This is a genomic window from Streptomyces sp. BE20 (genome assembly GCF_036322525.1).
Taxonomy (GTDB): Bacteria; Actinomycetota; Actinomycetes; order Streptomycetales; family Streptomycetaceae; genus Kitasatospora.
Genome location: NZ_JAQYWW010000904.1, coordinates 293,821 through 318,418 on the forward strand (window position 1 = coordinate 293,821; position 24,598 = coordinate 318,418).

General features: G+C 75.2%; 25 protein-coding genes. 11 read left to right on the forward strand and 14 right to left on the reverse strand.

What is annotated here, in order from left to right:
- Positions 1 to 69 precede the first annotated feature (69 nt).
- From PUR61_RS20720 to PUR61_RS20730, 3 genes are all read right to left on the reverse strand, one after another.
- Positions 70 to 1,545 (reverse strand): diaminobutyrate--2-oxoglutarate transaminase, encoded by a 1,476-nt coding sequence (locus PUR61_RS20720; protein WP_329880590.1) that lies wholly within the window; start codon positions 1,543 to 1,545, stop codon positions 70 to 72.
- Between the two features lie 299 nt (positions 1,546 to 1,844).
- Positions 1,845 to 2,570 (reverse strand): response regulator, encoded by a 726-nt coding sequence (locus tag PUR61_RS20725; protein ID WP_443035204.1) that lies wholly within the window; start codon positions 2,568 to 2,570, stop codon positions 1,845 to 1,847.
- Between the two features lie 131 nt (positions 2,571 to 2,701).
- On the reverse strand, positions 2,702 to 4,351 hold the full coding sequence (locus PUR61_RS20730) for a sensor histidine kinase (protein WP_329880592.1): 1,650 nt from the start codon (positions 4,349 to 4,351) through the stop codon (positions 2,702 to 2,704).
- 241 nt (positions 4,352 to 4,592) lie between these two features.
- Between PUR61_RS20730 and PUR61_RS20735 the strand changes: the two genes are divergently transcribed.
- Entirely contained in the window at positions 4,593 to 6,035 is a 1,443-nt protein-coding gene (locus PUR61_RS20735) for a cation:dicarboxylate symporter family transporter (protein WP_329880594.1), read from the forward strand.
- 173 nt (positions 6,036 to 6,208) lie between these two features.
- Here the strand turns inward: PUR61_RS20735 and PUR61_RS20740 are convergent, their stop codons facing one another.
- Positions 6,209 to 7,357 (reverse strand): hypothetical protein, encoded by a 1,149-nt coding sequence (locus PUR61_RS20740; RefSeq protein WP_329880596.1) that lies wholly within the window; start codon positions 7,355 to 7,357, stop codon positions 6,209 to 6,211.
- Between the two features lie 45 nt (positions 7,358 to 7,402).
- Positions 7,403 to 7,975, reverse strand: coding sequence for an RNA polymerase sigma factor (locus tag PUR61_RS20745; RefSeq protein ID WP_329880669.1), 573 nt, complete (start codon positions 7,973 to 7,975; stop codon positions 7,403 to 7,405).
- Between PUR61_RS20745 and PUR61_RS20750 the strand changes: the two genes are divergently transcribed.
- The 5 genes from PUR61_RS20750 to PUR61_RS20770 all read left to right on the forward strand — a co-directional run bounded on the left by PUR61_RS20750 (position 7,904) and on the right by PUR61_RS20770 (position 12,130).
- Positions 7,904 to 8,053, forward strand: coding sequence for a hypothetical protein (locus PUR61_RS20750; protein ID WP_329880674.1), 150 nt, complete (start codon positions 7,904 to 7,906; stop codon positions 8,051 to 8,053). The genes PUR61_RS20745 and PUR61_RS20750 overlap by 72 nt on opposite strands.
- Before the next feature lie 216 nt (positions 8,054 to 8,269).
- A complete protein-coding gene (locus PUR61_RS20755) occupies positions 8,270 to 8,674 on the forward strand; it encodes a hypothetical protein (protein ID WP_329880598.1) in 405 nt (134 codons plus the stop codon).
- Positions 8,675 to 9,148: 474 nt separating this feature from the next.
- A complete protein-coding gene (gene modA, locus PUR61_RS20760; RefSeq protein WP_329880599.1) occupies positions 9,149 to 9,988 on the forward strand; it encodes a molybdate ABC transporter substrate-binding protein in 840 nt (279 codons plus the stop codon).
- On the forward strand, positions 9,988 to 10,872 hold the full coding sequence (locus PUR61_RS20765; protein ID WP_443035208.1) for an ABC transporter permease: 885 nt from the start codon (positions 9,988 to 9,990) through the stop codon (positions 10,870 to 10,872). Before modA ends, PUR61_RS20765 begins: the two co-directional genes overlap by 1 nt.
- 139 nt (positions 10,873 to 11,011) lie before the next feature.
- Entirely contained in the window at positions 11,012 to 12,130 is a 1,119-nt protein-coding gene (locus tag PUR61_RS20770) for an ABC transporter ATP-binding protein (RefSeq protein ID WP_329880601.1), read from the forward strand.
- Between the two features lie 138 nt (positions 12,131 to 12,268).
- On the opposite strand, the gene PUR61_RS20775 is transcribed toward PUR61_RS20770, so the two are convergent.
- Positions 12,269 to 12,931: a response regulator gene (locus PUR61_RS20775; protein ID WP_443035209.1), complete on the reverse strand. Its 663-nt coding sequence runs from the start codon at positions 12,929 to 12,931 to the stop codon at positions 12,269 to 12,271.
- Positions 12,931 to 14,226, reverse strand: a complete 1,296-nt coding sequence (locus PUR61_RS20780) for a sensor histidine kinase (protein WP_329880605.1) — start codon at positions 14,224 to 14,226, stop codon at positions 12,931 to 12,933. Before PUR61_RS20780 ends, PUR61_RS20775 begins: the two co-directional genes overlap by 1 nt.
- Before the next feature lie 183 nt (positions 14,227 to 14,409).
- Here PUR61_RS20780 and PUR61_RS20785 point away from each other — a divergent pair, with 183 nt between their 5' ends.
- The 3 genes from PUR61_RS20785 to PUR61_RS20795 all read left to right on the forward strand — a co-directional run bounded on the left by PUR61_RS20785 (position 14,410) and on the right by PUR61_RS20795 (position 16,777).
- Positions 14,410 to 15,339: an ABC transporter ATP-binding protein gene (locus PUR61_RS20785; RefSeq protein ID WP_329880607.1), complete on the forward strand. Its 930-nt coding sequence runs from the start codon at positions 14,410 to 14,412 to the stop codon at positions 15,337 to 15,339.
- The gene (locus PUR61_RS20790) at positions 15,336 to 16,154 is read left to right on the forward strand and encodes an ABC transporter permease (protein WP_329880608.1); all 819 of its coding nucleotides are present in this window, start codon (positions 15,336 to 15,338) and stop codon (positions 16,152 to 16,154) included. The genes PUR61_RS20785 and PUR61_RS20790 overlap by 4 nt, the downstream gene beginning before the upstream one ends.
- A 101-nt stretch (positions 16,155 to 16,255) precedes the next feature.
- On the forward strand, positions 16,256 to 16,777 hold the full coding sequence (locus PUR61_RS20795) for an SRPBCC domain-containing protein (protein WP_329880609.1): 522 nt from the start codon (positions 16,256 to 16,258) through the stop codon (positions 16,775 to 16,777).
- A gap of 117 nt (positions 16,778 to 16,894) precedes the next feature.
- Here the strand turns inward: PUR61_RS20795 and PUR61_RS20800 are convergent, their stop codons facing one another.
- Positions 16,895 to 17,608, reverse strand: coding sequence for an aminoacyl-tRNA hydrolase (locus tag PUR61_RS20800; protein WP_329880610.1), 714 nt, complete (start codon positions 17,606 to 17,608; stop codon positions 16,895 to 16,897).
- Positions 17,609 to 17,711: 103 nt separating this feature from the next.
- The gene (locus PUR61_RS20805; RefSeq protein WP_329880612.1) at positions 17,712 to 18,641 is read right to left on the reverse strand and encodes a hypothetical protein; all 930 of its coding nucleotides are present in this window, start codon (positions 18,639 to 18,641) and stop codon (positions 17,712 to 17,714) included.
- Between the two features lie 145 nt (positions 18,642 to 18,786).
- Between PUR61_RS20805 and PUR61_RS20810 the strand changes: the two genes are divergently transcribed.
- Together PUR61_RS20810 and PUR61_RS20815 are read left to right on the forward strand one after the other, a co-directional pair.
- A complete protein-coding gene (locus tag PUR61_RS20810) occupies positions 18,787 to 19,161 on the forward strand; it encodes a YbjQ family protein (protein ID WP_329880614.1) in 375 nt (124 codons plus the stop codon).
- 159 nt (positions 19,162 to 19,320) lie between these two features.
- On the forward strand, positions 19,321 to 20,454 hold the full coding sequence (locus PUR61_RS20815) for an NAD(P)-binding domain-containing protein (RefSeq protein WP_329880615.1): 1,134 nt from the start codon (positions 19,321 to 19,323) through the stop codon (positions 20,452 to 20,454).
- Positions 20,455 to 20,538: 84 nt separating this feature from the next.
- Here PUR61_RS20815 and paaE read toward each other — a convergent pair whose 3' ends face one another.
- The 5 genes from paaE to paaA are packed head-to-tail and all read right to left on the reverse strand — an operon-like array spanning position 20,539 to position 24,465.
- Positions 20,539 to 21,624 (reverse strand): 1,2-phenylacetyl-CoA epoxidase subunit PaaE, encoded by a 1,086-nt coding sequence (gene paaE / locus PUR61_RS20820; RefSeq protein ID WP_329880617.1) that lies wholly within the window; start codon positions 21,622 to 21,624, stop codon positions 20,539 to 20,541.
- Positions 21,625 to 22,233: a 1,2-phenylacetyl-CoA epoxidase subunit PaaD gene (gene paaD / locus PUR61_RS20825; RefSeq protein WP_443035205.1), complete on the reverse strand. Its 609-nt coding sequence runs from the start codon at positions 22,231 to 22,233 to the stop codon at positions 21,625 to 21,627. It lies immediately after the preceding gene.
- Complete coding sequence (paaC, locus tag PUR61_RS20830; protein ID WP_329880620.1) at positions 22,230 to 23,111, reverse strand: 1,2-phenylacetyl-CoA epoxidase subunit PaaC; 882 nt, start codon at positions 23,109 to 23,111, stop codon at positions 22,230 to 22,232. The genes paaD and paaC overlap by 4 nt, the downstream gene beginning before the upstream one ends.
- Positions 23,112 to 23,128: 17 nt before the next feature.
- Entirely contained in the window at positions 23,129 to 23,422 is a 294-nt protein-coding gene (gene paaB, locus PUR61_RS20835) for a 1,2-phenylacetyl-CoA epoxidase subunit PaaB (RefSeq protein ID WP_030056311.1), read from the reverse strand.
- On the reverse strand, positions 23,419 to 24,465 hold the full coding sequence (gene paaA / locus PUR61_RS20840) for a 1,2-phenylacetyl-CoA epoxidase subunit PaaA (protein WP_443035210.1): 1,047 nt from the start codon (positions 24,463 to 24,465) through the stop codon (positions 23,419 to 23,421). Before paaA ends, paaB begins: the two co-directional genes overlap by 4 nt.
- Between the last annotated feature and the right edge of the window lie 133 nt (positions 24,466 to 24,598).

The window sequence follows — 24,598 nt, forward strand, 5'->3', positions numbered from 1 at the left end:
CGTCGGCCGCCGGGCCCGGGGCGACGGGTCCGCCGCCGGCCCCGGGCCCGCCCTCCGCTCCGGCCGCGTTCACGCGGACCCCGCCACGTGCGGTCCCGCACCGGTGCCTGCCGCCGAAACGGCGGAAGCCGCCGCGACGGCGTCCGCGAGCCGGTCCAGCACGGCCGCCACCTGCTCGTCGGTGATGGTGAGCGGCGGCAACAGGCGCAGCACGGCGTCGTGCCGCCCGCCGAGTTCGACGATCAGTCCGCGCGCCAGGCACGCTTCGCGGACCCGGACCGCCAGCTCGGGCGCGGCCGGGCGGGCCCCGCAGGCGTCCGGTTCGGCGGTGGGGTCGACCAGCTCGACGCCGATCATCAGCCCGCGTCCGCGGACGTCGCCGATCACCGGCAGCTCCCCGGCGAGCGCGCGCAGCCGTTCGACCATCCGCGCGCCGACCACCGCGGCCCGCTCCGCCAGGCCGTGGGCGGAGACGAACCGCAGGGTGGCCGCGCCGGCGGCCATGGCCAGGGTGTTGCCGCGGAAGGTCCCGGTGTGCGCACCGGGGCGCCAGCCGTCGTACTCCTCGCGGTAGACGACGACGGCCAGCGGCAGGCTGCCGCCGATCGCCTTGGAGAGCACCATCGCGTCGGGGACGATCCCGCTGTGCTCGACCGCCCACATCGCCCCGGTGCGGCCGACGCCGGTCTGGACCTCGTCGACGATCAGCGGGATGCCGCGTTCGGCGGTGATCCGGCGCATCGCCCGCAACCAGCCGTCGGGGGCGGGGACGACACCGCCCTCGCCCTGCACGGCCTCCAGGACCATGGCGGCGGGCCGGACGACCCCGCCGGAGGGGTCGTCGAGCAGTCGCTCGACGTAGGTGGCCGACAGCTCGGCGCCGGCCTCGCCGCCGACCCCGAACGGGCAGCGGTAGCCGTACGGGTAGGGCAGGCGCGCGACCTCACCACCGCTGGGCAGCGGCTCCTTGACGGCGACGTTGCCGGTGAGCGCGAGCGCGCCGGCGGTCATGCCGTGGTAGGCGCCGGTGAAGGCGAGGGCGCCGGAGCGGCCGGTGGCCGTCTGCATCAGTTTGAGCGCGGCCTCGACGGCGTCGGTTCCGGCCGGCCCGCAGAAGTGCACCCGGGCGCCGTCGGCGAACCCGGGCGGGAGGCTGTCGAAGAGAGCGGTGGTGAAGTCGTCCTTCTCCGCGGTGGCGAGGTCGAGCAGGTGCAGGGGCGCTCCGCTGTCCAGGGTGCGGCGGATCGCCTCCAGCACCACGGGGTGGTTGTGGCCGAGCGCGAGGGTGCCTGCGCCGGAGAGGCAGTCCAGGTAGCGGCGGCCGTCCGCACCTTCGACGGTCATGCCGTGGGCGCGCACCGGGACGATCGGGAACGACCGGGCGTAGGTGCGGGCGGCGGACTCGCGGACGCGCTGACGGCGCAGGACGGCCGCGGCGGCCGGTGCGGCGTCCGCCGCGGCGACGGCGGACGGTACGGCAGGAGCGGTGGGTACGGGGACGGTGGGGACGGTCGGACCGGTGGCGGGCTCGGCGGCGAGCGTCAAGGCGAACTCCCAGGAAGTTAGGTAAGCCTAACTTTAGAACGGAGGCCGATCCGACCTCGCCCTGGGGCCGTCAGAACCACCCGAACCGGTGACGGATCCCCCTCGGCCGGTGACCGCCCTAGACCTCAACGACCAAGGCCGCCAAGAGGTTACGGGAACCCCCCGACGAAGTGCGGGCCCGACGGGCGAGGCCCCCCGGCCCGTCGGCGGCCCCGGGCCGCACGGTCACGAGTGCGCGATCGACGCGGCAGTCGCCGCCACCGCGACGGCACGGTCCCGGCCGCTCCGCGACGAGCGGGTCATGCCGATCCCGGCCCGATCCCCTCCCAGCCCCCGCCCCCGCCCCCGCCCCCGCCGGTCCAGCGGTAGCAGAGCTCCGGGCGGCCGACGGTGCCGTACCGGGGTTCGCGGGCGGCGAGCCCGGAGTCGACGAGGTGCTCCAGGTAACGGCGGGCGGTGATGCGGGAGACCCCGGCCGCGACACCGGCGGCAGCGGCGGACAGACCGGTGCGGGCCTCGCGCAGGACGGCGGCGACGGTGTCCAGCGTCGGGGCGCTCAACCCCTTCGGCAGCGCGGTCCGTTCGGGGGTGCGGAGCAGCGCGAGGGCCTGGTCGACCTCGTCCTGACCGGTGGCCTCGCCGGCCCGGGCGAGGGTGTCGCGGTAGCGGGCGTAGCGTTCCAGGCGGTCGTGCAGCGCGGCGGCGCCGAACGGCTTCAGCAGGTACTGGACGACCCCGGCGGAGACCGCCTGGCGGACCATCGCGAGGTCGCGGGCCGAGGTGACGGCGATGACGTCGGTGGTGTGCCCGGCCGCGCGCAGGGCGCCGCAGAGCTGGAGCCCGTGCCCGTCCGGCAGGTAGAGGTCGAGCAGGGTCAGGTCCACGGGCCTCCCCGCGGCGCGGGCGCGCTCCAGGAAGCGCAGCGCGTCGGCGCAGCCGTGGACGGTGCCGACCGCCCGGAACCCGGGTTCGCGCCCGACGTACAGGGCGTGGGCGGCGGCGGCCACCGGGTCGTCCTCGACCACCAGGACCGTGATCTCGGGCCGTCGGACGGGCCCGCCGGAGGGCCCGTTCGACGGCGTGCCCGACGACCTGTTCGACGACCCGCCCGACGGCCCGGCCGGTGGCCCGGCCGGTGGCGTCCGCGGGGCCGGGTTCACGGCGCCACCGCCGCACGCGGCCGGGGCGGCCCGGGCTGCCGGACCAGCGGGAGCCGGACGGTGAGCACCGCGCCCCGGTCCCGGCCGACCTCGACGGTGCCGCCGTTGCGCCGGGCGGCCTGGGCCACCAGTGCGAGGCCGAGTCCGTGCCCGCGGACGTCCTGCTTGGTGCTCCAGCCGCGCCGGAACACGTCGTCCACGGCGGCCGGGTCGATCCCGGCGCCGGTGTCGGCGACCCGGAGCAGGAGGTGGCCGTCGTCGATCCGCGCGGTCACGGTGACCTCGGGCTGGACGGGGCTCTCGGCGGCGCCGGCGATCGCCGCGTCGACGGCGTTGTCGACCAGGTTGCCGAGGACGGTGATCAGGTCGCGGGCGGACAGCCCCGGCGGCAGCACCCCGTCGTCGATCGAGCTGTCCGCGGTGAGCGTCAACTCCACGCCCCGTTCGGCGGCCTGGGCGGCCTTGCCGAGCAGCAGGGCGGCCAGCACCGGCTCGCCGACGGCGGCGACCACGCGGTCGGTGAGCCGCTGGGCGAGGGCGAGTTCGGCGGTGGCGAACTCCACCGCCTCGCGGTGGCGGCCCAGTTCGATCAGCGAGACGACGGCGTGCAACCGGTTCGCGGCCTCGTGCGCCTGCGCGCCGAGCGCCTCGGTGAACCCGCGCACCGAATCCAACTCGCCGCTCAGCGACTGCAGTTCGGTGTGATCCCGGAGGGTGAGGACGCGGCCGAGACCGGTACCGATGGTGGAGGTGTTGAGCACCACCACCCGCTCCGCGGTCAGGTGGACCTCGTCCCGCACCGGAACGTCCCCCAGCACCGCGGCGACGAGCGCCTCCGGCAGGCCGAGTTCCCCGATCGGCCGGCCGTCCAGGCTCCCGGTCAGGCCGAGGAGTTCGCGGGCCGCGTCGTTGCAGAGCACCACCCGGTGGCGGCGGTCGAGCAGCACGAGTCCTTCGCGCACCGCCCGCAGGGTGGCCTGGTGGTACTCGTAGAGGTGGCTGAGCTCGGCCGGACCCATCCCGTGGGTATGCCGCCGCAGCCGGGAGTTGGCGAGGTAGGTGCCGATCCCGCCGACCGCCAGTGCGGCCCCGGCGACCCCGACCAGGGCGAGCAGCGGGCCGCGCAGCCGGGCCGAGATGGACTGCACGGTGATGCCCGCACTCACCAGCGCGACCACCCGGCCCCGGTCGTCCAGCACCGGCGTGACCACCCGTACCGACGGACCGAGCGTGCCGGTGTAGGTCTCACTGCGGGTCTCCCCGGCGAGCGCCCAGTCGATGTGGCCGAGGAAGGTCCGGCCGATCTGCTCGGGGAGGGGGTGGGTCCAGCGGACGCCCGCGGTGTCCATCACGGTGACGAAGGAGACCCCGGTGTCGACGCGGACCCGCTCGGCGTACGGCTGGAGGACGGCGGTCGGGTCGGGCCCGGAGACGGCGGCCAGGACGGCCGGCGAGTCGGCGACCGCACGGGCGACGGCGGTGACCTGGCGGCGGGCCGCGTCCTCGGTGCGGTCGGCGGTGAACAGGTACGCGAGCACGGCTCCGCCGGCCACCACGGCGGCGACGATGACGACCTGGACGACGAAGAGCTGTCCGGCCAGGCTGCGCACCGGCCGGCGCGGCGAGGGGAGGGTGCGCGCGGACATGCCTGTCAGTGTGCACCACGGGCCGCGGGGGCCGGCCCGCACCCGGGCACCGCCCCGGACCGGCGCCACGGCCCTCCCGGCCCTCCCGGCCCTCCGCCCGCAGCCCCCGGACCTCGACCGCCGCCCCGTGAACTCTATGAACGCAAACGTGACCCGCGTCACGCCCCGACCCCATAGTCGGAGCGGCCCACCACCCGGGGCCGCCAGGAGCGCAGGGCACAGCTGGGCGAAGGAGCCGCAGATGTCGATCACCGGAGCAGGGCCGCAGGCCGAGGCCGTCAGACGGAAGGACCGCACCCACGTCCTGTACCTCGCCGTGATCGTGGCGGTGGTCGCGGGTGTCGTGGTCGGACTGACGGCGCCCGGCTTCGCGGTGGAGCTGAAGCCGATCGGGACCGGCTTCGTCAACCTGATCAAGATGATGATCAGCCCGGTCATCTTCTGCACCATCGTGCTGGGCATCGGCTCGGTCACCAAGGCCGCGAAGGTCGGCAAGGTCGGCGGACTCGCGCTCGGCTACTTCCTCACCATGTCGACCGTCGCACTCGCCATCGGCCTGCTGGTGGGCAACCTCCTGGAGCCCGGCGGCGGCCTCCACCTCACCACCGCGCTCGCCAAGTCCGGCCACGCCCAGGCCGCCGCCGGGGGCGCCCAGTCCACCGCCGACTTCCTGCTCGGGATGATCCCGACCACCATGCTCTCCGCCCTGACCGAGGGCAAGGTGCTCCAGACCCTGCTGGTCGCCCTGCTGGCCGGCTTCGCGCTGCAGGCGATGGGCCCGGCCGGAGCGCCGGTGCTGCGCGGCGTCGAGCACGTGCAGCGGCTGGTCTTCCGGGTCATGTCGATGATCATGTGGGTGGCGCCGATCGGCGCCTTCGGGGCGATGGCGGCGGTGGTCGGCGCGACCGGCACGGCCGCGCTGAAGAGCCTCGCCGTCATCATGATCGGCTTCTACGCGACCTGTGCCCTGTTCGTGGTCGTGGTGCTCGGCACGCTGCTGCGGCTGGTCGCGGGCGTCAACATCTTCACCCTGCTGCGTTACCTCGGCCGCGAGTTCCTCCTCATCCTCTCCACCTCCTCCTCGGAGAGCGCGCTGCCCCGGCTGATCGCCAAGATGGAGCACCTGGGCGTCAGCCGTCCGGTGGTCGGCATCACCGTCCCGACCGGCTACAGCTTCAACCTGGACGGCACCGCGATCTACCTCACGATGGCCTCGATCTTCATCTCCGAGGCGCTGGACAAGCCGATGTCGGTGGGTGAGCAGCTGTCCCTGCTCGTCTTCATGGTGATCGCCAGCAAGGGCGCGGCCGGGGTCACCGGCGCCGGGCTGGCCACGCTCGCCGGCGGGCTGCAGTCGCACAAGCCGGCGCTGGTGGACGGGGTCGGGCTGATCGTCGGTATCGACCGGTTCATGTCCGAGGCCCGGGCGCTCACCAACTTCGCGGGCAACGCCGTGGCCACCGTCCTGGTCGGGCAGTGGACCGGCGAGTTCGACCGCGAGCGGGCGCGGCAGGTCCTGACCGGCGCGGTGCCGTTCGACGAGCGGACCCTGGTCGACACCCACGCGGGCCCCGCCGACGCCGAGGCCCCGGGCGCGGCGGCCCCCGGCACGGTTCCCGCTCCGGTCGGCCCGCCCGAGCCCGCCCCGACCGCCCACGGCACCCCGAGCGCGGCGGCCGTCTGACCCCCGGTCCCGCCCTCCCGATGAGACTCCCCCGGAACGGCGCCCCGCCCAACCCCCCGGAACGGCGCCGGGCCGGGGGTTCCCCCCTTGCCCGGCCCACGACCGGGCCGCGGCGCCCTCGCCGGAACCCGGACGGACCGACCACGTCGGCCGACCCGTCCACGGACTCGCTCTCAGATCTCCTCGGACCCGCTGACCGCCCAGCTCAGGCCGGTCGCCGGGTCCTCCAGCGCGAGGTGCAGGTGCCGCAGCCGGTCCGCCGGGTCGTCCCAGGTGAAGCAGCGCATCCGCGCGACCAGGGCGTTGACCTCCCCCCGGTCCGGGCGGTCCGCGCCGGTCATCGCGGCCAGCACCCGCCAGAGCGCCAGCCGCCCGTGGGCCGCACCGCGCGTCCGGTCCGCGACGCCCGCCTGGACCAGCGCCGGGCAGGCGAGCGCGAACGGCAGGTACCCGCCGGTCACCAGCCGCCCGGGCGCCAGCTGGGCGGCGGCGCACTGCGCGGTGCCCCGGACGCAGACCGCCACCGCCCAGCCCGCCAGCTCGGCCAGCGCCCGGGTGGCCGCCTGCCCGGGCAGGCGCGTCCCCGGCCCGGGGAGCTCCACCGGGCCGAGGCCCTCCCGGCTGGCGGGCAGGGTCAGCAGCGCGCTGCGCGAACCGCCGCCCGGCAGGTACTCCCGGACGCGCACCCCCTCGCCCCAGCCCGCGGACTCCCAGGGCTCCATGAGCAGCGGGACGCCCTCCGGGTCCGGTTCGGCGCCGTAGGAGAGGTCCTCGCCGAGCAGCACCCGGGTCTGCGCGACCAGCCGCCGCACCTCCACCGGGCCGAGCAGCGGGGCCAGCCGCCGCCAGGAGTGCCGGGTCGCCAGCACCTCCCAGAGCGGCCCGGCGTCGTGGTCGTCCGCACCGGCGGCGGTTCCGGGGCCGCCGTCCGCGTCGAACAGCCGGGCGGCCACCTCGGGCGGCGCCGCGTAGGCGATCAGGTGGCCGAGGGGCGCGGTCGCGGCGGCGGCCCGGGTCCGGGCGGCGCCGTCGAGCACGCGTCCGGCGCCACCGGGGCCGCCGGGCCCGGCCGGAGCGGCGCCCGGAGCGGCGTGGGCGCCGTATCCGCCGGGCCCGCCACCGCTCCCGCAGCTCCCGCAGCTCCCGCAGCTCTCGCAGCCGCCGCGGTCGTCGTAGCCGTCGTAGCCGTCATGACCGCCGTAACCGGCACGGCCGTCGAGCGCGATGGCGGCGGACCGGGCCTGCCGGTAGGCACCCAGCAGTTCGGTCCAGCGGCCGTCGTCGGCCAGGGAAAGGAGCCGGTGCTCCTCGTACGTGATCACGATTTTCAGCGTACGGGCCGATGCACCGGACGAGCTGACTTGCCGTCAGTTCGGTGCGTCGGAACCGGCGGAGGCCGGACCGCCCGCCCCGTCCCGCGGTGCCGGCAGCCGCCCCGGGGGTGGTGCGCCCGACCCCGGACCGCTCTCCCGTTCGAGGACGGCGCGGAGCCGGGCGAGAGCCCGCCGCCGGGTGACGGCCAGGGTGGAGCGGTGCACGCCGAGCAAGCGGGCGGCCTCCTCCAGGCTGTACCCGTCGAGGTCGATCAGGAGCACCGCCCGCGCCTGCTTTACCGTCAGACAGCCCAACAGCCGGACCACTTCCCAGTGCGCCTGGAGCTCCCCCACGCCACCGCCCGACGCGTCGGCCCGTCCGGCCCGGCCCGGCCCGCCGTACGCGTCCTCGGCCGCCTCCGACAGCACCGTGCGGCGACGGTCGCGGCGCCACTCGTCGCGGAGGATGTTGACCATCGTCGTGAACGCATAGGCGTACGGCTGCGGATGGCGGAGGAATCGGTCGGGGCGGCGCGCTATTCGCAGATAGGCGTCGTGGACGACATCACCCGCGCCGAACGAATTTCCGGTCAGCTGAACGGCCGCCCGATGGAGCCTCGGCAGCAATTCCGTGAACACCCGATTGAAATCGGCCCGGTCGACATCGGAACCGGCGCCCGGATCCGGTTCACCTCGACAGCCTGACGAGAACTCCATGCCGCTCCCCTCGGAAATCGGCACCCGAAAGACCAGGTGGCACGCACCGGCCACCCGGACTGTGACGCAGGTCACATCATAGTTCGTCACCCCACTGTGCGCAGTCATTCGTGTGCAATACGTCACCGACCGGACGGCGCAAGGGAATTGGTTTTCCTCGCCGCCCGGCCGGGGCCACATCACATGAGCGAGGAGACAAACGCCATGACCGGTTGTATCGCCCGGAACATCGCCAGGCTCGGGATGGTGGCCGCCGCCGCCCTCGGCGTGCTCGGCACCACCACCCTCCCGGCCACCGCCGGGCCGACCGCCCACGCGCCGGCCGCCGAGCAGGCCCGCGCCGCCGACCAGACCATCACGGCCGGATCGGGCGTCGCGTCGCCCGCCGCGATCACCGCCTCCTACCACTGCGTCATCACCGCCGACTACGGCTGGCGCTGGGAGGGCAACTGCCGGATCTACTCCGGCGAGCTGCGCACCATCACGTACTGCGCCAACGGCACGTCCAGCACCGGCCTCTGGATCGGCGCCCGGACCGAGCCGTGGGCGGTCTGGGGCAACTGCCCGGGCTCCAGCTGGACCCGGATCGCGTTCCAGTCGCGCGGCTGACCCGGCCGCGCCCACCACGACGGGGGTGCCGGGCCGCGAGGGCCCGGCACCCCTCCCGCCTGCCCGCAGCCCCCGGACGGCCCCGGGCGGACCCCGGCGGACAGCAGGCGGGCGAACAGCAGCCAGGCCGGTCGGCCGGCACGACCGAGCCATCGAACGCCGCGCAGCCGGGGTTCTCGGAGCGGCCGGACCCGCCGCAGGTGAGGTCCGGCCGGTCGGCCGACTGTGCGTACGGCGTCCGGGCAGGAGCCGCTCCGGCCTTTCGAGCCACGCGCGCGCCAAGGGTTTTCGCTCCCGCGGCGACCGGGCTTGCGTCTTCCGACAGCGGACCCGCCACCTTCGACCACCCTCGCCTGTGCGATGAGACAGGCGACTATCCACTCGCAACTGCGGCACTATAATCACCGAAATCGCCGCACCTGCGGTGAAGACCCCGCGCCCCTTCCGGCGCGCCCAGGAGGGGAAGCAAGGGACATGAACACCCGCAGACTCGCCGTCGCCGCCGCCGCGGCCCTCGTCCTCGGCCTCGGAGCCACCGCGTGCAGCAGCGACGCCGGCAACGGTGGTGGCGCCGGGAGCCCGGGCACCGCCGGCACCGCGACCACCGCGGGCGGCGCCACCGCCGGGGCTCCGAAGGTCTCCGGCTCCGTCACCGTCTTCGCCGCCGCCTCGCTCAAGGAGAGCTTCACCGAGCTCGGCAAGAAGTTCGAGGCCGCCAACCCGGGCGCCAAGGTCACCTTCAACTTCGCCGGCAGCTCCGCCCTCGCCGCCAGCATCAACTCCGGCGCCCCGGCCGACGTCTTCGCCGCCGCCAGCCCGGCGACCATGAAGACCGTCACGGACGCGGGGGGCGCCACCGGCGCGCCGAAGACCTTCGTGAAGAACACGCTCGCCATCGCCGTCCCCAAGGGCAACCCCCGGCACGTCACGGGTCTGGCCGACCTCACCGCCCCCGGGGTGAAGGTCGCGCTCTGCGCGAAGGAGGTGCCCTGCGGCGCCGCCGCCCTGACGGCGCTCAAGGCCGCCGGCGTCGCCCTCACCCCGGTCACCCTGGAGCAGGACGTCAAGGGCGCGCTGACCAAGGTCGAACTCGGCGAGGTCGACGCGTCGCTGGTGTACCGCACCGATGTCAAGGCCGATGCTGCGAAGATCGACGGCGTGGAATTCCCCGAGGCCGCCCAGGCCGTGAACGACTACCCGATCGCCGCCCTGGCCAAGGCCCCGAACAAGGACGGCGCCGCCGCCTTCGTCGCCTACGTCCAGTCGCCCGAGGCTCAGCAGGTGCTCACCGCGGCGGGCTTCCAGGCGCCGTGATCCGCCGTACCGCCGGCCCGTCCACCGGGGACGGCGCCCGACCGACCGCCGCGGGCGCGCCGGTCCGGGGCCCCCGCACGCCCCGGACCCGCCCGTGGCGGCGGGCGCACCGCGTGCCGCTCACGCTGCTGCTCCCGGCGCTGCTCGGCCTGGCGTTCCTGGTCCTCCCGCTGGTCGGGCTGCTGGTCCGGGCGCCCTGGAGTTCGCTGTCCGACCAGCTCACCAGCCCACAGGTGTGGGAGGCGCTGCGCCTCTCCCTGGTCTGCGCGACGGCTGCCACCGGGGTGTCGCTGGTGCTGGGGGTGCCGCTGGCCTGGCTGCTGGCCCGGACCGAGCTGCCGGGCCGCCGGCTGATCCGGGCCCTGGTCACGCTGCCGCTGGTACTGCCACCGGTGGTCGGCGGCGTGGCGCTGCTCCTGGTGCTCGGGCGGCGCGGCATCGTCGGCTCGTGGCTGGACTCGGCCTTCGGCCTCACCCTGCCGTTCACCACCACCGGTGTGGTGATCGCCGAGGCGTTCGTCGCGATGCCGTTCCTGGTGATCAGCGTCGAGGGCGCGCTGCGGGCCGCCGACCCGCGTTACGAGGAGGCGGCGGCCACGCTGGGCGCCTCCCGGCTGACCACCTTCCGCCGGGTGACGCTGCCGCTGATCGCGCCCGGCATCGGCGCCGGCGCGGTACTGGCCTGGGCACGGGCGCTGGGCGAGTTCGGTGCGACGATCACCTTCGCGGGCAACTTCCCGGGCCGGACCCAGACCATGCCGCTCGCCGTCTACCTGGCGATGGAATCCGACCCGGAGGCGGCGATCGCGTTGTCGCTGGTGCTGCTGGTGGTGTCGGTGGCCGTGCTGGCCGGTCTGCGCGAGCGCTGGATGTCCACGCCGTGAGCCCGGCCACCGCCCGGCGGCCCGCACCGGGCCTCGTCCCGCGCCTTCTGCCGCGCGTGGCCCGGCGTCCCTCGCCCCGCCCCTCCCCGGAACGCGCCCCGGGTACCACCCCGGGCCATACCCCTGGACCGCCCCGCCGATGACACCCGCCACCGACCCCGCCGCCCCGCCGCCCCGCCGGGACCCCGGCCCGGCTCCCGCTGCCGCCGGCCTCGACGCCCGCCTGCGGGTGGACCGCGCCTCCTTCACCCTGGACCTCGCCCTTTCCGCCGCCCCCGGCGAGGTGGTGGCCCTGCTCGGGCCGAACGGCGCGGGCAAGTCCACCGCCCTGCGCGCACTGGCCGGGCTGCTCCCGCTCACCGACGGCCGTCTGAGCCTGGACGGCCGGGTCCTGGAGGACCCGGCCCGGCGGCTGCACACCCCGGCCGAGGAGCGTCCGGTCGGCGTGGTCTTCCAGGACTACCTGCTGTTTCCGCACCTCAGCGCGCTCGACAACGTGGCCTTCGGCCCGCGCTGCCAGGGCCGCCCCAAACGGGAGGCGCGCGCCGAGGCCGCCGGCTGGCTGGACCGGATGGGCCTGGCCGAGCACGCCGAGGCCCGCCCGGGCCGGCTCTCCGGCGGTCAGAAGCAACGGGTCGCACTCGCCCGCGCGCTGGCCGTCCGCCCGAGGCTGCTGCTCCTGGACGAGCCGCTGGCCGCCCTGGACGCCCGCACCCGGCTCGACGTCCGGGCTCAACTGCGGCGCCATCTGGCCGAGTTCGAGGCAGTGGCGGTCCTGGTGACGCACGACCCGCTGGACGCGATGGTGCTGGCCGACCGGCTGGTGGTGATCGAGGACGGGCACGAGGTGCAGTCGGGCAGTCCCGCGGAGATCTCCAGGCGCCCGCGCACCGACTACATCGCCCGGCTGGTCGGCCTCAACCTGTACCAGGGCGCCGCCGAGGGCCGTCGCGTCACGCTGGCGAACGGCACGGCGCTGGCCACCACCGAGGAGCTGTCCGGACCGGCCTTCGTGGCGTTCCCGCCGTCCGCCGTCACGCTGCACCGCGAACGGCCGACGGGCAGTGCGCGCAACGTCTGGGAACTGACGGTCACCGGGCTGGACCTGCACGGCGACCAGGTCCGGGCCGATCTGGCCGGCCCCGTCCCGATGGCCGCCGACCTGACTCCGGCCGCGGCGGCGGAGCTCGACCTCGCTCCCGGGGCGACGGTGTGGGCGGCGGTCAAGGCCACCCAGACGCACGCGTACCCGGCCTGACGCCCCGCCTCCTCCCGCCCGCCCGTCCGCCGGGTGGCGCCCGCCCGGCGGCGGCCATCGGCATCCACGCCGGACCCGCGCCGGACCCGCGCCGGACCCGGGAGCACCTGCGGGTGGCTGCCGGGGGCTGCCGGGCGGCTACTCGGCGGGCACCACGAAGCCCGCCTCGTACGCGGCGATCACCGCCTGGGTGCGGTCGCGGGCGCCGAGCTTCGCCAGCACGCTGCTGACGTGCGTCTTCACCGTCTGCACCCCGAGGACCAGGTGCGCGGCGATCTCCCCGTTGGTCAGGCCGCGGGCCACCAGACGCAGCACCTCGGCCTCACGGTCGGTCAGGGCGGCGCGGGCCATCGTCTCGCGCGCCTCCCGGTTGCCCTGCCCGGCGGCGAGGCGGCGGATCTGGGCGGGGAAGAGCAGTGACTCCCCGGCCGCGACCAGCCGGACCGCCCGGGCGATCTCGGCCGGCCGGGTGCGCTTCAGCAGGAAGCCGTCCGCCCCTGCGCGCAGGGCCTGGTAGACGTAGTCGTCGATCTCGAACGTGGTGACGACCAGGATCTTCGGCGCGCACCCCCCGGGGGCGGCCGCGTCGCGGACCAGCTCACGGGTGGCGGTGAGTCCGTCGACCCCGGGCATCCGGACGTCCATCAGCACCACGTGCGGACGCAGCCGGCGGGCCAGGGCTAGCGCCTCGGCGCCGTCGGCCGCCTCGCCGACGACCCGTAGGTCGCCCTGCGCCTCCAGGACGGCGCGCAGTCCGGCGCGGACCAGCTCCTCGTCATCGGCCAGCAGAATGTCGATCATCACGCGCCCAAGCGTAGGGGCACGCGAACGGCCAGCACCCACTCGCCGGACTCCACCCCGGCCGAGGCCTCCCCGCCGAGCAGCACGGCCCGTTCCCGGATGCCGCGAAGTCCCTTGCCGCCCCGTCGCGGTGACGGCCGGACCGCCGTCCCACCGCCCGTCCGGGAGGCGTTGACGCAGCGCAGCTCCAACCGGCCGTCCCGGACGGCGATCCGGACGGTGATCGGTTCGCCGGGCGCGTACTTGAGGGCGTTGGTGACGCCCTCCTGGACGATCCGGTAGCCCTCACGGGAGAGCACACCGGGGAGCTTCGCCGGCGCCACGTCGATCCACGCCTCCACCGGGCTGCCCGCCGCCCGCGCGGTGTCGAACAGTGTGGGCAACTGCTCGATCCCAGGCCGTTCGCGCGCATCACCCCTGCTCCCGGCCTCGCCGGGCCCGAGGGGCCCGAGGGCATCACCTCCCGCCGCTGCCGCCTCCCCGGCCGCGCCCGGTCCGCCCTCCCGCGCGCCACGGAGCAGCGCGAGCGTCCGCTCCAGGTCGTCCATCGCCTGCCGCCCGGTCTCCTCGATGACTTCGAGCGCCTTGGCGACGAACGCCGGATCGCCGACCTCGCGCGCCGCCCCGGCCTGAAGGACCGTCACCGTCAGGGCGTGGCCGATGGAGTCGTGCAGCTCGCGGGCCAACAGGTTGCGTTCCAGCAGGCGTTCGGCGCGCAGCTCCGCGGCGGCCAGCCGCTCGGCCGGTGAAGGCCCCAGCAGCCGCACCGCCATGGCGAGTTGGAGCCGACCCGCCCAGACGATCAGCCATCCGAGCCCGAACAGCAGCACCGGCGCCAGCAGCGGGTACCAGGACGGCCCCTCCAGCGCGGGGAGCCGGACGCCCTGCAGATCCGGCGTCCTGGTGGTCAGCAGGTCGACGGCGGCGATCGGCACCAGCACCGACAGGGTACCGACGGCCGTCCCGAGCCCGACCCGACCGACCAGCCAGACCGCCGTCCGCCGACGGTCGGCCCAGGTGCGGGCGGGCTCGGCGGCGATGTCCCGCTCCCGGTCGGGGACGAGCAGCAGCCTCGCCTGCACCCCTTCCGCCCGGCGCATCGCGGGCACCAGCGCGGCCGCCACGAGCAGTACCGCGTCCACCGGCACGGCCCGGACCAGGAGTTCGGCCAGGCTCGGTCCGGAGACGCCCGGATAGACCATCAGGACGACGCCGGAGAACACGCACCCGATCACTAGATGCAGCCAGCGCGCGTACGTCACGGCGCTCAGCAGGGGCGCGAGTATCCGGGGCATGGCGCCATCCTGCCAGGTCAGCGCTGCGGGTGGCCTCCCTCTCGGGAGGGAGAAGCATCCCCTCCCGGGCGGGATCCGCCACCGGGGTCCGCCGCGGTCCCATGGAGACGTCGGAGCGGCGGCCCGTCGGAAGCGGAGCCGCCGACGGTCCGCGACAAGCGGTGGAGAGGGGAAGGGGCAGACGTGATCAAGGTGGAGGGCCTCACCAAGGAGTACGCCGGGGCACGCGTGGTGGACGGCCTCGACTTCGAGGTCCGGCCCGGGGTGGTGACCGGGTTCCTCGGGCCCAACGGAGCGGGCAAGAGCACCACCATGCGGCTGGTTCTCGGTCTGGCCCGGCCGACCGCCGGCCGGGCCTTGGTGAACGGCCGCCCGTACGCCGAACTGGACGCTCCGCTGCGGCAGGTCGGCGCACTGCTCGACGCCCACGCCCTGCACGGTGGCCGCACGGCGCGCGGCCACCTGCGCTGGCTGGCCGCCGGCAACGCCCTGCCGGACCGCCGGGTCGACGAGGTGCTCGCCCAGGTCGGCCTCGCCGACGCGGCCGGCCGGCGGATCCGGGGCTTCTCGCTCGGCATGCGCCAGCGCCTCGGCGTGGCCGCCGCCCTGCTCGGCGACCCGCCGGTGCTGATGCTCGACGAACCGGTGAACGGCCTCGACCCGGAGGGCATCCGATGGATCCGCACCCTGCTGCGGGGCCTGGCCGCCGAGGGCCGCACGGTGCTGGTCTCCTCGCACCTGATGACCGAGATGGCGCTGACCGCCGACCACCTGGTGGTGATCGGCCGGGGCAGGCTGCTGGCGGACTCCGCGACCTCGGAGTTCATCGACCGCCACGGCCGCACCCGGATCCGGGTGCGCGCGGTCGACCCGGTGAAGCTGGACGCCCTGCTGGGCGGCGCCGGCCTCGGCGCCCGTCTCGTCGGCGCCACCGCCGAACCGGTGGACGGCGGCGCCTGGGAGGTCAGGGGGGCGGCACCCGAGCAGATCGCCGCCTTCGCCGCCGCCGCCGGCGTGGTGCTGTACGAGATCGCGGTTCACCAGGATTCTCTGGAGGAGGCCTTCATGCGCATGACCGCCGACAGCGTCGAGTACCGGGCGGTGGCGGCATGAGCGCCCTCGTACCGGGCGGTGGCGGCATGGGCGCCCTCGCCACCCCCACCGCGCCGCCGACCACCACACCGCCGACCGCCACGCTCCGAGCCGCGCTCCGCAGCGAGTGGATCAAGCTCACCACCCTGCGCCCGCTCTGGATCACCCCGCTCGTCGCCGTCGCACTCACCGTCGGCCTCGGCACCGCCGTCGCCGCGACGCTCGGCGAGAAGGACGCCGGCCTCGCCGACGACCCCGGGGCGGGCATCCACTACGGCCTCAACTTCGGTCAGGCCGCCCTGGTCTGCTTCGGGGTGCTGCTGGTCGGGCAGGAGTTCCACACCCGCATGATCGGCGTCTCGCTGACCGCCGTCCCGCGCCGAGGCCGCCTCTACGCCGCCAAACTCGCCCTCGGCGCGGCCGTCGGCCTCGGCGCCGGACTGCTCGGGAGCGCCGGCTCCCTCGCCGGCTACGCCGCCTTCGTGCCCGCCGGCCGGGACGGCCCCGGACTGGTCCGCAGCGCCGCCGCCGGGGTGCTCTATCCGGCGCTGCTGGTCGTGTTCTGCCTCGGCCTGACCGCCGTGCTGCGCAGCCTCACCGCGGCGATGGGCCTGCTGGTGCCGACGGTCTTCCTGCTCACCCCGCTGCTGTCCGGCGTGCCGGTCGTCCGTCACGCCGTGCAGTTCCTCCCGGACCGCGCGGGCCAGTACGCGCTGCTCTACGTCGACGACCCGCAGGTCGCGTACGGGCACTGGACCGGTCTGCTGATCATGGCCGGCTGGGCCGCCGCCGCCGCGTACGGCGGCCTGCGGACCCTCCGCCGGTACGAGGCCTGACCCGGGCCCGCCCCACCCCCCGCCATAATGTGCAACCCTGGAGTTGCACATTATGGCGGGGGCGTGCGATCCTCGGGCAACGGATCGGGGAGGTTCACGGCATGGTCACCGGCAGCATCGAACGCGAGATCGTCATCGCCGCACCGCGCGAACGGGTCTGGGAAGTGCTCACCCAGGCGGAGTTCCTGGGCGCCTGGTTCGGCGCCGACGCACCCGCCGAGATCGACCTCAGGCCCGGCGGGCGGATGGTCCTCGACCACGGGCCGCGCGGCAGGCTGCCGGCCAGGATCGAACGGGTGGAGGGACCGGGCCGCTTCTCCTTCCGCTGGTCGCCGGGCGCGGCCGGAACGGGGGCGGCTGTGGCCGCGTCCGGCGAGGAGGCCGGAACGGGGGCGGCGGCAGGCGGATCGACCCTGGTCGAGTTCACCCTCACCCGGGAACCGGGCAACCACACCCGGCTGCGCATGGTGGAGAGCGGGTTCACCGCGCTCGCCCCGCTCACCGCCGACACCCGGACCCGGTGCGAGCAGGACGGGACGGACTGGACGTGGAAACTGACCGAGCTGGCCTGCCACACGGAGCGGATCACCGCCCGGCGACCTCGAATGACGGAAAACAGCTGACGGGCGACAGGATCTGACACCTGTCGCCCGTCAGCTGCCGCAATTCGGCCGGTCGTCGTCACCGGTCAGCCCGCACCGCACGGGCCGGCACCGGTCGAGGCGGAGCCGGCCGCCAGCTCAGCCCCGCAGTGCCGGGTGGTCCGCGACGACGGTGCTGCTCCCCGGAGCGATCTCCGTGAAGCCCGCGTCCTGCACCAGCGGCAGACCGCTCGCCACCAGCTCCCCCCAGGCCTCGGGCCCGGCCGTCCGGACGGCGAGCGCGAAGCCGGACTCGGCCCACTCCTTGCGCTGCGCGTCGTCCAACCGCCACCAGGCGAGCTGGGCGGCGTGCCCGGTCTGGGCCATCGTCTTGCCGGCGCTCATCTCCACCTCAGGATTCAGCCAGAGCACCGGCACCCCGGGCGCCGGGGCGTCGACCGGGCCGCTCTCCTCCAGTTCGGTGCCGGACACCTGGAGCTTGGCGAGCTCCTTGGGCCAGCCGTCGAGCGGAACCGGCGGGAACACCCGCACCTCCGCCTCCCGCCCGGCCACCGTGATCCCCGGCAGCTCGCCCGCCCGGTTCCACTCGCCGCCCCGCGCCCGCCGGACCACCTTGCGGATCCGCGCGTCCTCCCACGCCTCGACCAGCTCCGTCCACTCGCCGTCCGGCTCGGTCACCCGGCGGTCGCTCAGCAGCGTCAGCACGGCCCGCGCCGAGGTCTCCAGGGCGTCGGTCCGGCCGGGCGGCGCGGTCCGCTCCAGCCGGACGACCAGCGGCAGCACGTACTGCGGCCGGGCATCGCGGTCCTCGGGCGTCGGGTCGGGGACGGGGGCGTCGAACGGAGAAGTCACCGGTCCAGCATGCCAGCCCCCGCGGCGCCGAGATCACCGCGGTGCCCGCCGCGGCACACCGGTCGGCACCGCTCGGGGCCGGTCGGCGCCGTGCCGCCGCCCGTCAGCGCCGGAAGCCGCGCTGCGGGTCGCGCTCCTCCGCGTCCTCGTACGTCAGGAACCAGCCCTCGGGGTGGGTGGCCGCGAGCAGCAGCTCGGCCCGCTGCTCCGCGTTCAGCTCCGCGTCGCCGTCGTCCGGCCCGTAGACCCCGAACAGCTCGTCGTGGCAGCCGTCCCAGTCGTAGTCGTACAGGTCGGCCGGGAGGTCGCCCATCATGTCGGCGACCGACTCGGGCTGCGCACCGAGCAGCGTCCGGGCGTCGACCAGGGCCAGCCGCAGCGCGATCTCCTCGGCCAGGCACCGCGGCAGCGGCCACTCGCCGAGCGCGAGATCGTCGGCGAGGTCGTCGAAGGCCCGGGCCATCGTGCGGCGCCAGGCCCGGTGCAACCGCCAGGTGCGCTGCGGCAGCCGGCTGAAGACCGTCCAGTCCGTCTCCTCGCCGTCGACGACCGGCTCGTCCTCGTGCTCGTCGAAGTCGTCGTACGCGGCGTCGGCCAGGCCGATCAGCTGGGCGTGCAGCAGGCAGGCCGTACGGGGCGTCAGCGTCCAGTCGCCGGACGAGCCGCCGTCCTCCTCGTCGCCGTCCAGCGGGAACAGCTCGGCGAAGTCCGGTGCGAAGTCCTCGGTGACGCTGATCTCCAGCGTCCCCCCGAGTGCCTCGACGCCCGGGATCGCCGCCACCAGCCGGTCCGGGTGCAACAGCGCGCCGAGCGCCGCGTTGGCGTCCTCGGCCACCTCGCGCAGCAGCTCACGGCGCTGCCCGGCCGGATCGATGCCCTCGAAGTCCAGTTCCTCCACGGCCGCGATCGCCGCAGCCCGCAGCGCGGGCCAGTCGCTGATCCGCAGACCCAGCACCACCGTCGCCTCGATCTCCTGCGCGCCGGAGTCCTCCGCCGCGCCCGGCCCCTGTGGATGATCGCTTCGCTCGCCCATGGGGCTACGGTACGGCCTTTCGGGCCTCCGATCACCGGTCTGTTCCGGCTACCCTACGCGTTCTCGCCGTCACCGGGCCGCCCCGCGGCGAGTCCGGGCCGCGCGCCTCTGTGCCGGGAGGGCCGCCCGCCCACAGGATGAGCTCATGGCAAACATCGACGAGTACGGCGGCGGGCAGCACCCGGACGCCCAGGTCCTGGTAGTGACCACCAACGACATCCCCGGCTTCCGGGTCGACCACGTGATCGGCGAGGTCTTCGGCCTGACCGTGCGCAGCCGGCACATCGGCAGCCAGATCGGCGCCTCGCTGAAGTCGCTGGTCGGCGGCGAGCTGCGGGGTCTGACGAAGACCCTGGTGGAGAGTCGCAACGAGGCGATGGCGCGGCTGGTCGAGCAGACCAAGGCACGGGGCGGGAACGCGGTGCTGATGTTCCGCTTCGACGTCACCGAGGCCGCGGACGTGGGCACCGAGGTCTGCGCCTACGGCACGGCGGTGGTGATCTCCCCCGCCGTGCCGTAGGCGGCGGACGGTTCCTGCGCCGAGACGCCGGCCCGGTGGCGGCCCTCGGGGCCGAGGCCCGCCACCAGGGCGGGCAGGCGGCGGGCGACAGGCGGCGGGCCTCGGGCGACAGGCCGCGGGCGGCGGGAACACGAGCCGCCCTGCCGATGTTTCACCGGCGTGACTGTTTACGGTGCAACCAACCCGGGCGAGGTACGACACGTCGACGTCCTGGTGGTGGGCGCGGGCCAGGCCGGTCTGTCAGCCGCCTACCACCTGCGCCGCCGCGGCTTCGCCCCCTCCCCGACCGGCACCGGTCAGGAGGGCGGGTTCGTCGTCCTCGACGCCGACGAGGCCCCCGGCGGGGCCTGGGCCCACCGCTCCCCGTCGCTGCGGATGGCCACCGTGCACGGCTTCCACGACCTGCCCGACTTCGAGCTCCCCGAGCCGGACCCGGAGGCGCCCGCCCGCGAGGTCGTACCGGGGTACTTCGCGGCGTACGAGGCGAAGCACGCGCTCCCGGTGGTGCGCCCGGTGACTGTTCGGGCCGTGCGGGCGGAGTCCCCGAGCCCGGACGCCCGGCTGCTCGTCGAGACCGACACCGGCACCTGGTCGACGCGGGCCCTCATCAACGCCACCGGGACGTGGACCCGCCCGTTCCTCCCGCACTACCCGGGGCACTTCGCCGGACGCCGGCTCCACTACGCCGACTACCGGGGGCCGGAGGAGTTCGCCGGCCGACGGGTGCTGGTGGTCGGCGGCGGTGCGTCGGCGATCCAGGTGCTCTCGGAGGTGGCGGCCGTCGGCGAGACGGTCTGGGTCACCCGGACCCCGCCCGTCTACCACGAGGGACCGTTCACCTCCGAGTACGGCCGCGAGGTGGTGGCCAAGGTCGAGGAACGGGTCCGCCGGGGTCTGCCGGTGCGCAGCGTGGTGAGCGTGACCGGGCTCGGCCCGTCGGTCGCCTACCGCCGTGCCGAGGAGCTGGGCGCGCTGCACCGCCGCCCGATGTTCGACCGCCTCACCGAGCACGGGGTGGCCTGGGGCGACGAGGAACTCGCCGTCGACGCGATCGTGTGGGCGACCGGCTTCCGGCCCGAGGTCGGCCACCTCGCCGGCCTGGGCCTGCGCTCCCCCGGGGGCGGCATCGCCCTCACCGGCACCCGCGCCACCGCCGACCCGCGGGTCCACCTGGTCGGCTACGGCCCGTCCGCCAGCACGATCGGCGCCAACCGGGCCGGCCGGGCGGCGGTCAACGAGATCGTCACGCTGCTCGGCGACCCGGCCGGGGCCGATGCCGCGGTCGTCGGCTGAGCGGCGGCCGCCCGGCCGCGAGCCCGCCCCGCCGGCCGGGTTCCTCGCAGCGCACCGGGCCGAGCTGCTCAGCGGTCGAGCCGCTCAGCGGTCGTAGTCGACCGTCACCCGGTCGGTGACCGGGCGGGCCTGGCAGGTGAGGACGTAGCCGGCCGCCAGTTCCTTCTCCTCCAGGGCGAAGTTGCGCCGCATCTTCACCTCGCCCTCGGTGACCAGGGCGCGGCAGGTGCCGCAGACCCCGCCCTTGCAGGCGAACGGCAGGTCCGGGCGGGAGCGCTGCGCACCGTCCAGGATCGACCGGTCGCGCGGCAGGGCGAGCGTGCTGCCGCGCCCGTCGAGGACGACGGTGACCTCGCTGCGTTCCCCTTCGTCCGGGCCCGGCCCGTCCTGCACGCGCTCGGCGATCGGCTCGTCCTCGGCGTGGAAGAGTTCCTGGTGCACCCGCGCGGCCGGCACGCCCAGTCCGGCCAGCAGTTCCTTCGCCCCCGCGACCATCCCGAACGGCCCGCAGAGCCACCAGTGGCCGACGGCCTCCACGTCGACCAGCGCCTTGAGCAGGGCCCCGACCCGTTCGGGGTCGAGCCGGCCGCTGAGCAGTTCGGCGTCCCGGGTCTCCCGGGAGAGCACGTGCACCAGCTGCAGCCGGCCGAGGTAGCGGTCCTTCAGGTCGGCCAGCTCGTCGGAGAACATCACGGTGTCGCTGCGCCGGTTGCCGTAGAGGAGGGTGACGGTCGAGGTGCGGTCGGCGGCCAGGACGGAGGCGGCGATGGAGAGCATCGGCGTGATGCCGGAGCCGGCCGCCAGCAGCACGTGCTCGGCGGGTTCGGCGAGGTCGGGGCTGAAGAGACCGGACGGCGTCAGCACCTCGACCTCCTCCCCCGGGCCCGCGTCGCGCACCAGCCAGCGGGAGAACAGCCCGCCGGGCACCTCCCGGACGGCGATCCGCAGCGGACCGCCGGCGGGGGCGCAGATCGAGTAGGAGCGGCGCTCGTCGACACCGTCCACCACCCGGCGCAGCGTCAGCGTCTGCCCCGGCCGGAACGCGAACGCGTCCGTGAGCCCGTCCGGCACCGCGAAGGTCACCGCGACGGCGTCCTCGCAGAGCCGCTCCACCGCTGCGACCCGCAGCAGGTGGAAGGTGGGGCGGCGGGCGGGCAGGACGGCGGCCATTCAGATCTCCTTGACACGTTCGAAGGGCTCACGGCAGTCGCGACAGCGCCACAGCGCCTTGCAGGCGGTGGAGCCGAACCGGGACAGCTCCTCGGTGTCGGCGCAGCCGCAGAGCGGGCAGACGACGGGGGCCGCGGGGGCGACATGGCCGCGCACGGCAGCGGGCCGCACGCCGGCGCCCGTCCCCGCGTCCGGCGCGTCCGACCGGTCCGCGCGCCGGGTCGGACCGAGGCTCAGCAGACCCGGCCCCGGGCCGCCGCCGGAGGCCGCGGCGCCCGGACGGGGCGGGGCGATGCCCGCCTCGACGAGCTTGCGGCGCCCCTCGGCGGTGATCAGGTCGGTCGACCAGGGCGGGTCGAGCCGCAGCCGGACCCGGACGTCCGCGTACCCGGCCGCGCGCAGCCGCCGGTCCACGTCCGCGGCCATCTCGGCGACGGCGGGGCAGCCCGAGTACGTCGGGGTGAGCCACGCCGTCACGGCGCCGCCGTCCACCTCGACCTCGGACAGCACGCCCAGGTCGGCGAGGGTCAGCATGGGCAGCTCCGGATCGGGCACCTCCGACGCGACCTCCCACGCCCTGCCGCGGGCGACCGTTCCGGCCGCGGTCACCACGTCGCCCCCGGGTGTGCCCGGGCCAGCACCTGGAGCTCGGCCAGCAGCAGGCCCAGCGCCTCGGTGTGCACCCCGTCCCGGCCGGCCCGGCCGCCGACCGCCGCCAGCCCGGGGACGTCCGGCACGGCCAGCCCGGCCTCCGCGAGCACGCCCGCCAGTGAGGCCAGCACCGGCTCGCGCAGCGTCGCCGGGTCCGTACCGACCCGCAGCTCGACCGGATGCGCCGTGAACAGTTCCTCCAGCAGCGGCCAGACCGCGTCCACCCCGGCCTGCATCCGCCCGGCCGAGTACGGCGTCCCGTCGCCGAGCCGCAGCGTCCAGGCCGTCGCGTACTCGCGGTGGTAGGCGAGCTCCTTCACCCCCCGCGCGGCGACCGCCGCCAGCACCGGGTCCGCGTGCCCGGCCAGCGCCTCGTACAGCGCGCCGCGCGCCGTGGAGAAGAGCAGCAGCCGGGCGATCGAGAACGCGAAGTCCCCGTTCGGTGCCTCCACCAGGCGGACGTTGCGGAAGTCGCGCTCCTCCCGCCAGTACGCCAGGTCGTCCTCGGTGCGCCCGGACCCGTCGGCCTGCCCGGCCCGGGTGAGCAGCTGGCGGGCCTGGCCGAGGAGGTCGAGGCCGAGGTTGGCGAGCGCGACCTCCTCCTCCAGCTCCGGGGCCCGGGTGCACCACTCGATCAGCCGTTGGGAGAGGACGAGCGCGTCGTCGCCGAGCATCAGGCAGTAGGCGGCCAGGTCGGTGCCGTCCAGCCCGGGCGGCACGGTGGTGTCCACCCCGAGCAGCGGGTCGGCGAAGCCCGTCCCGTACGCCCAGCGGCCCTCGCCCTCGGGCTCGGGGGACGCCTCGGCGAGGCTCAGGTACACGTGGTCGTCGGTCATGGTTCGGCTGCTCCCGGTCAGATGTGCGGGACATCCTCGGGGATGTCGTAGAAGGTCGGGTGGCGGTAGACCTTGTCGCCGCTGGGCTCGAAGAAGGGGTCGCGCTCGTCCGGGGTGGAGGCGGTGATCGCGTCGGAGCGGACCACCCAGAGACTGACGCCTTCGTTGCGGCGCGTGTAGAGGTCACGGGCCGCGAGCAGGGCCATCCGGTCGTCGGCGGCGTGCAGCGAGCCGACGTGGACGTGGTTCAGGCCGCGCCGGGGGCGGACGAACACCTCGTAGAGCGGCCAGCCGGCCTTGGACTCGGTCACTTCCCGTTCTCCTCTTCCGCTTGCTGCGACTCCGCAGGCCGCTCCGCCTGCTGCGGCTCCGCCGGGTGGCGGGCCTCCGCGCGACGCTTCGCCGCGTAGGCGACGGCCGCCTCGCGGACCCACGCGCCGTCCTCGTGGGCGGCCCGGCGGCGCTCCGTCCGCTGGGCGTTGCACGGGCCCTGGCCGTGGATGACCCGGGTCAGCTCGGACCAGTCGGGCTCGCCGAAGTCCCAGCTGCCGCGGTCCTCGTTCCAGCTCAGGCGGGAGTCGGGAAGGGTGACCCCGAGGTGCTCGGCCTGCGGGACGGTCATGTCGACGAAGCGCTGCCGCAGCTCGTCGTTGGTGTGCCGCTTGATCCGCCAGGCCATCGAACGGGCGGTGTTCGGCGAGTCGGCGTCCGACGGGCCGAACATCATCAGCGACGGCCACCACCAGCGGTCGACCGCGTCCTGGACCATCCGGCGCTGCGCCTCGGTGCCGCGCATCAGCGTCATGAGCAGTTCGTAGCCCTGACGCTGGTGGAACGACTCCTCCTTGCAGATCCGGACCATCGCGCGGGCGTACGGGCCGTAGCTGCACCGGCAGAGCGGGACCTGGTTGCAGATCGCGGCGCCGTCGACCAGCCAGCCGATCACCCCGACGTCGGCGAAGGTCAGGGTCGGGTAGTTGAAGATCGACGAGTACTTCTGGCGGCCGGAGATCAGCTTCTCGGTCAGCTCGGCGCGGTCCACCCCGAGCGTCTCGGCGGCGGCGTAGAGGTAGAGGCCGTGACCGGCCTCGTCCTGGGCCTTGGCGAGCAGGATCGCCTTGCGGCGCAGGGACGGCGCCCGGGTGAGCCAGTTGCCCTCGGGCTGCATGCCGATGATCTCGGAGTGCGCGTGCTGCGCGATCTGGCGGATCAGGGTGGCGCGGTAGGCGTCGGGCATCCAGTCCCGGGGCTCGATCCGCTGCTCGGCCGCGATGACCGCTTCGAACAGCTCCTCCGGCGTCTGCCGCTCCGGGCCGGGCCCGCCGGTTCCGTGGGCCCGGCCCGCCTCGTCCACCGGGCTCGCCGCGTCCGCCGGGCTCGCGCCGTGCGACTGCCGGGCGTGCTCGGGGACCGGCTCGGCCACCTCTGCTGTCACCGCGGTCCCCTCTCTCCTGTCCGTGTACCGCTGCCCCGGTGCGTCGACGACC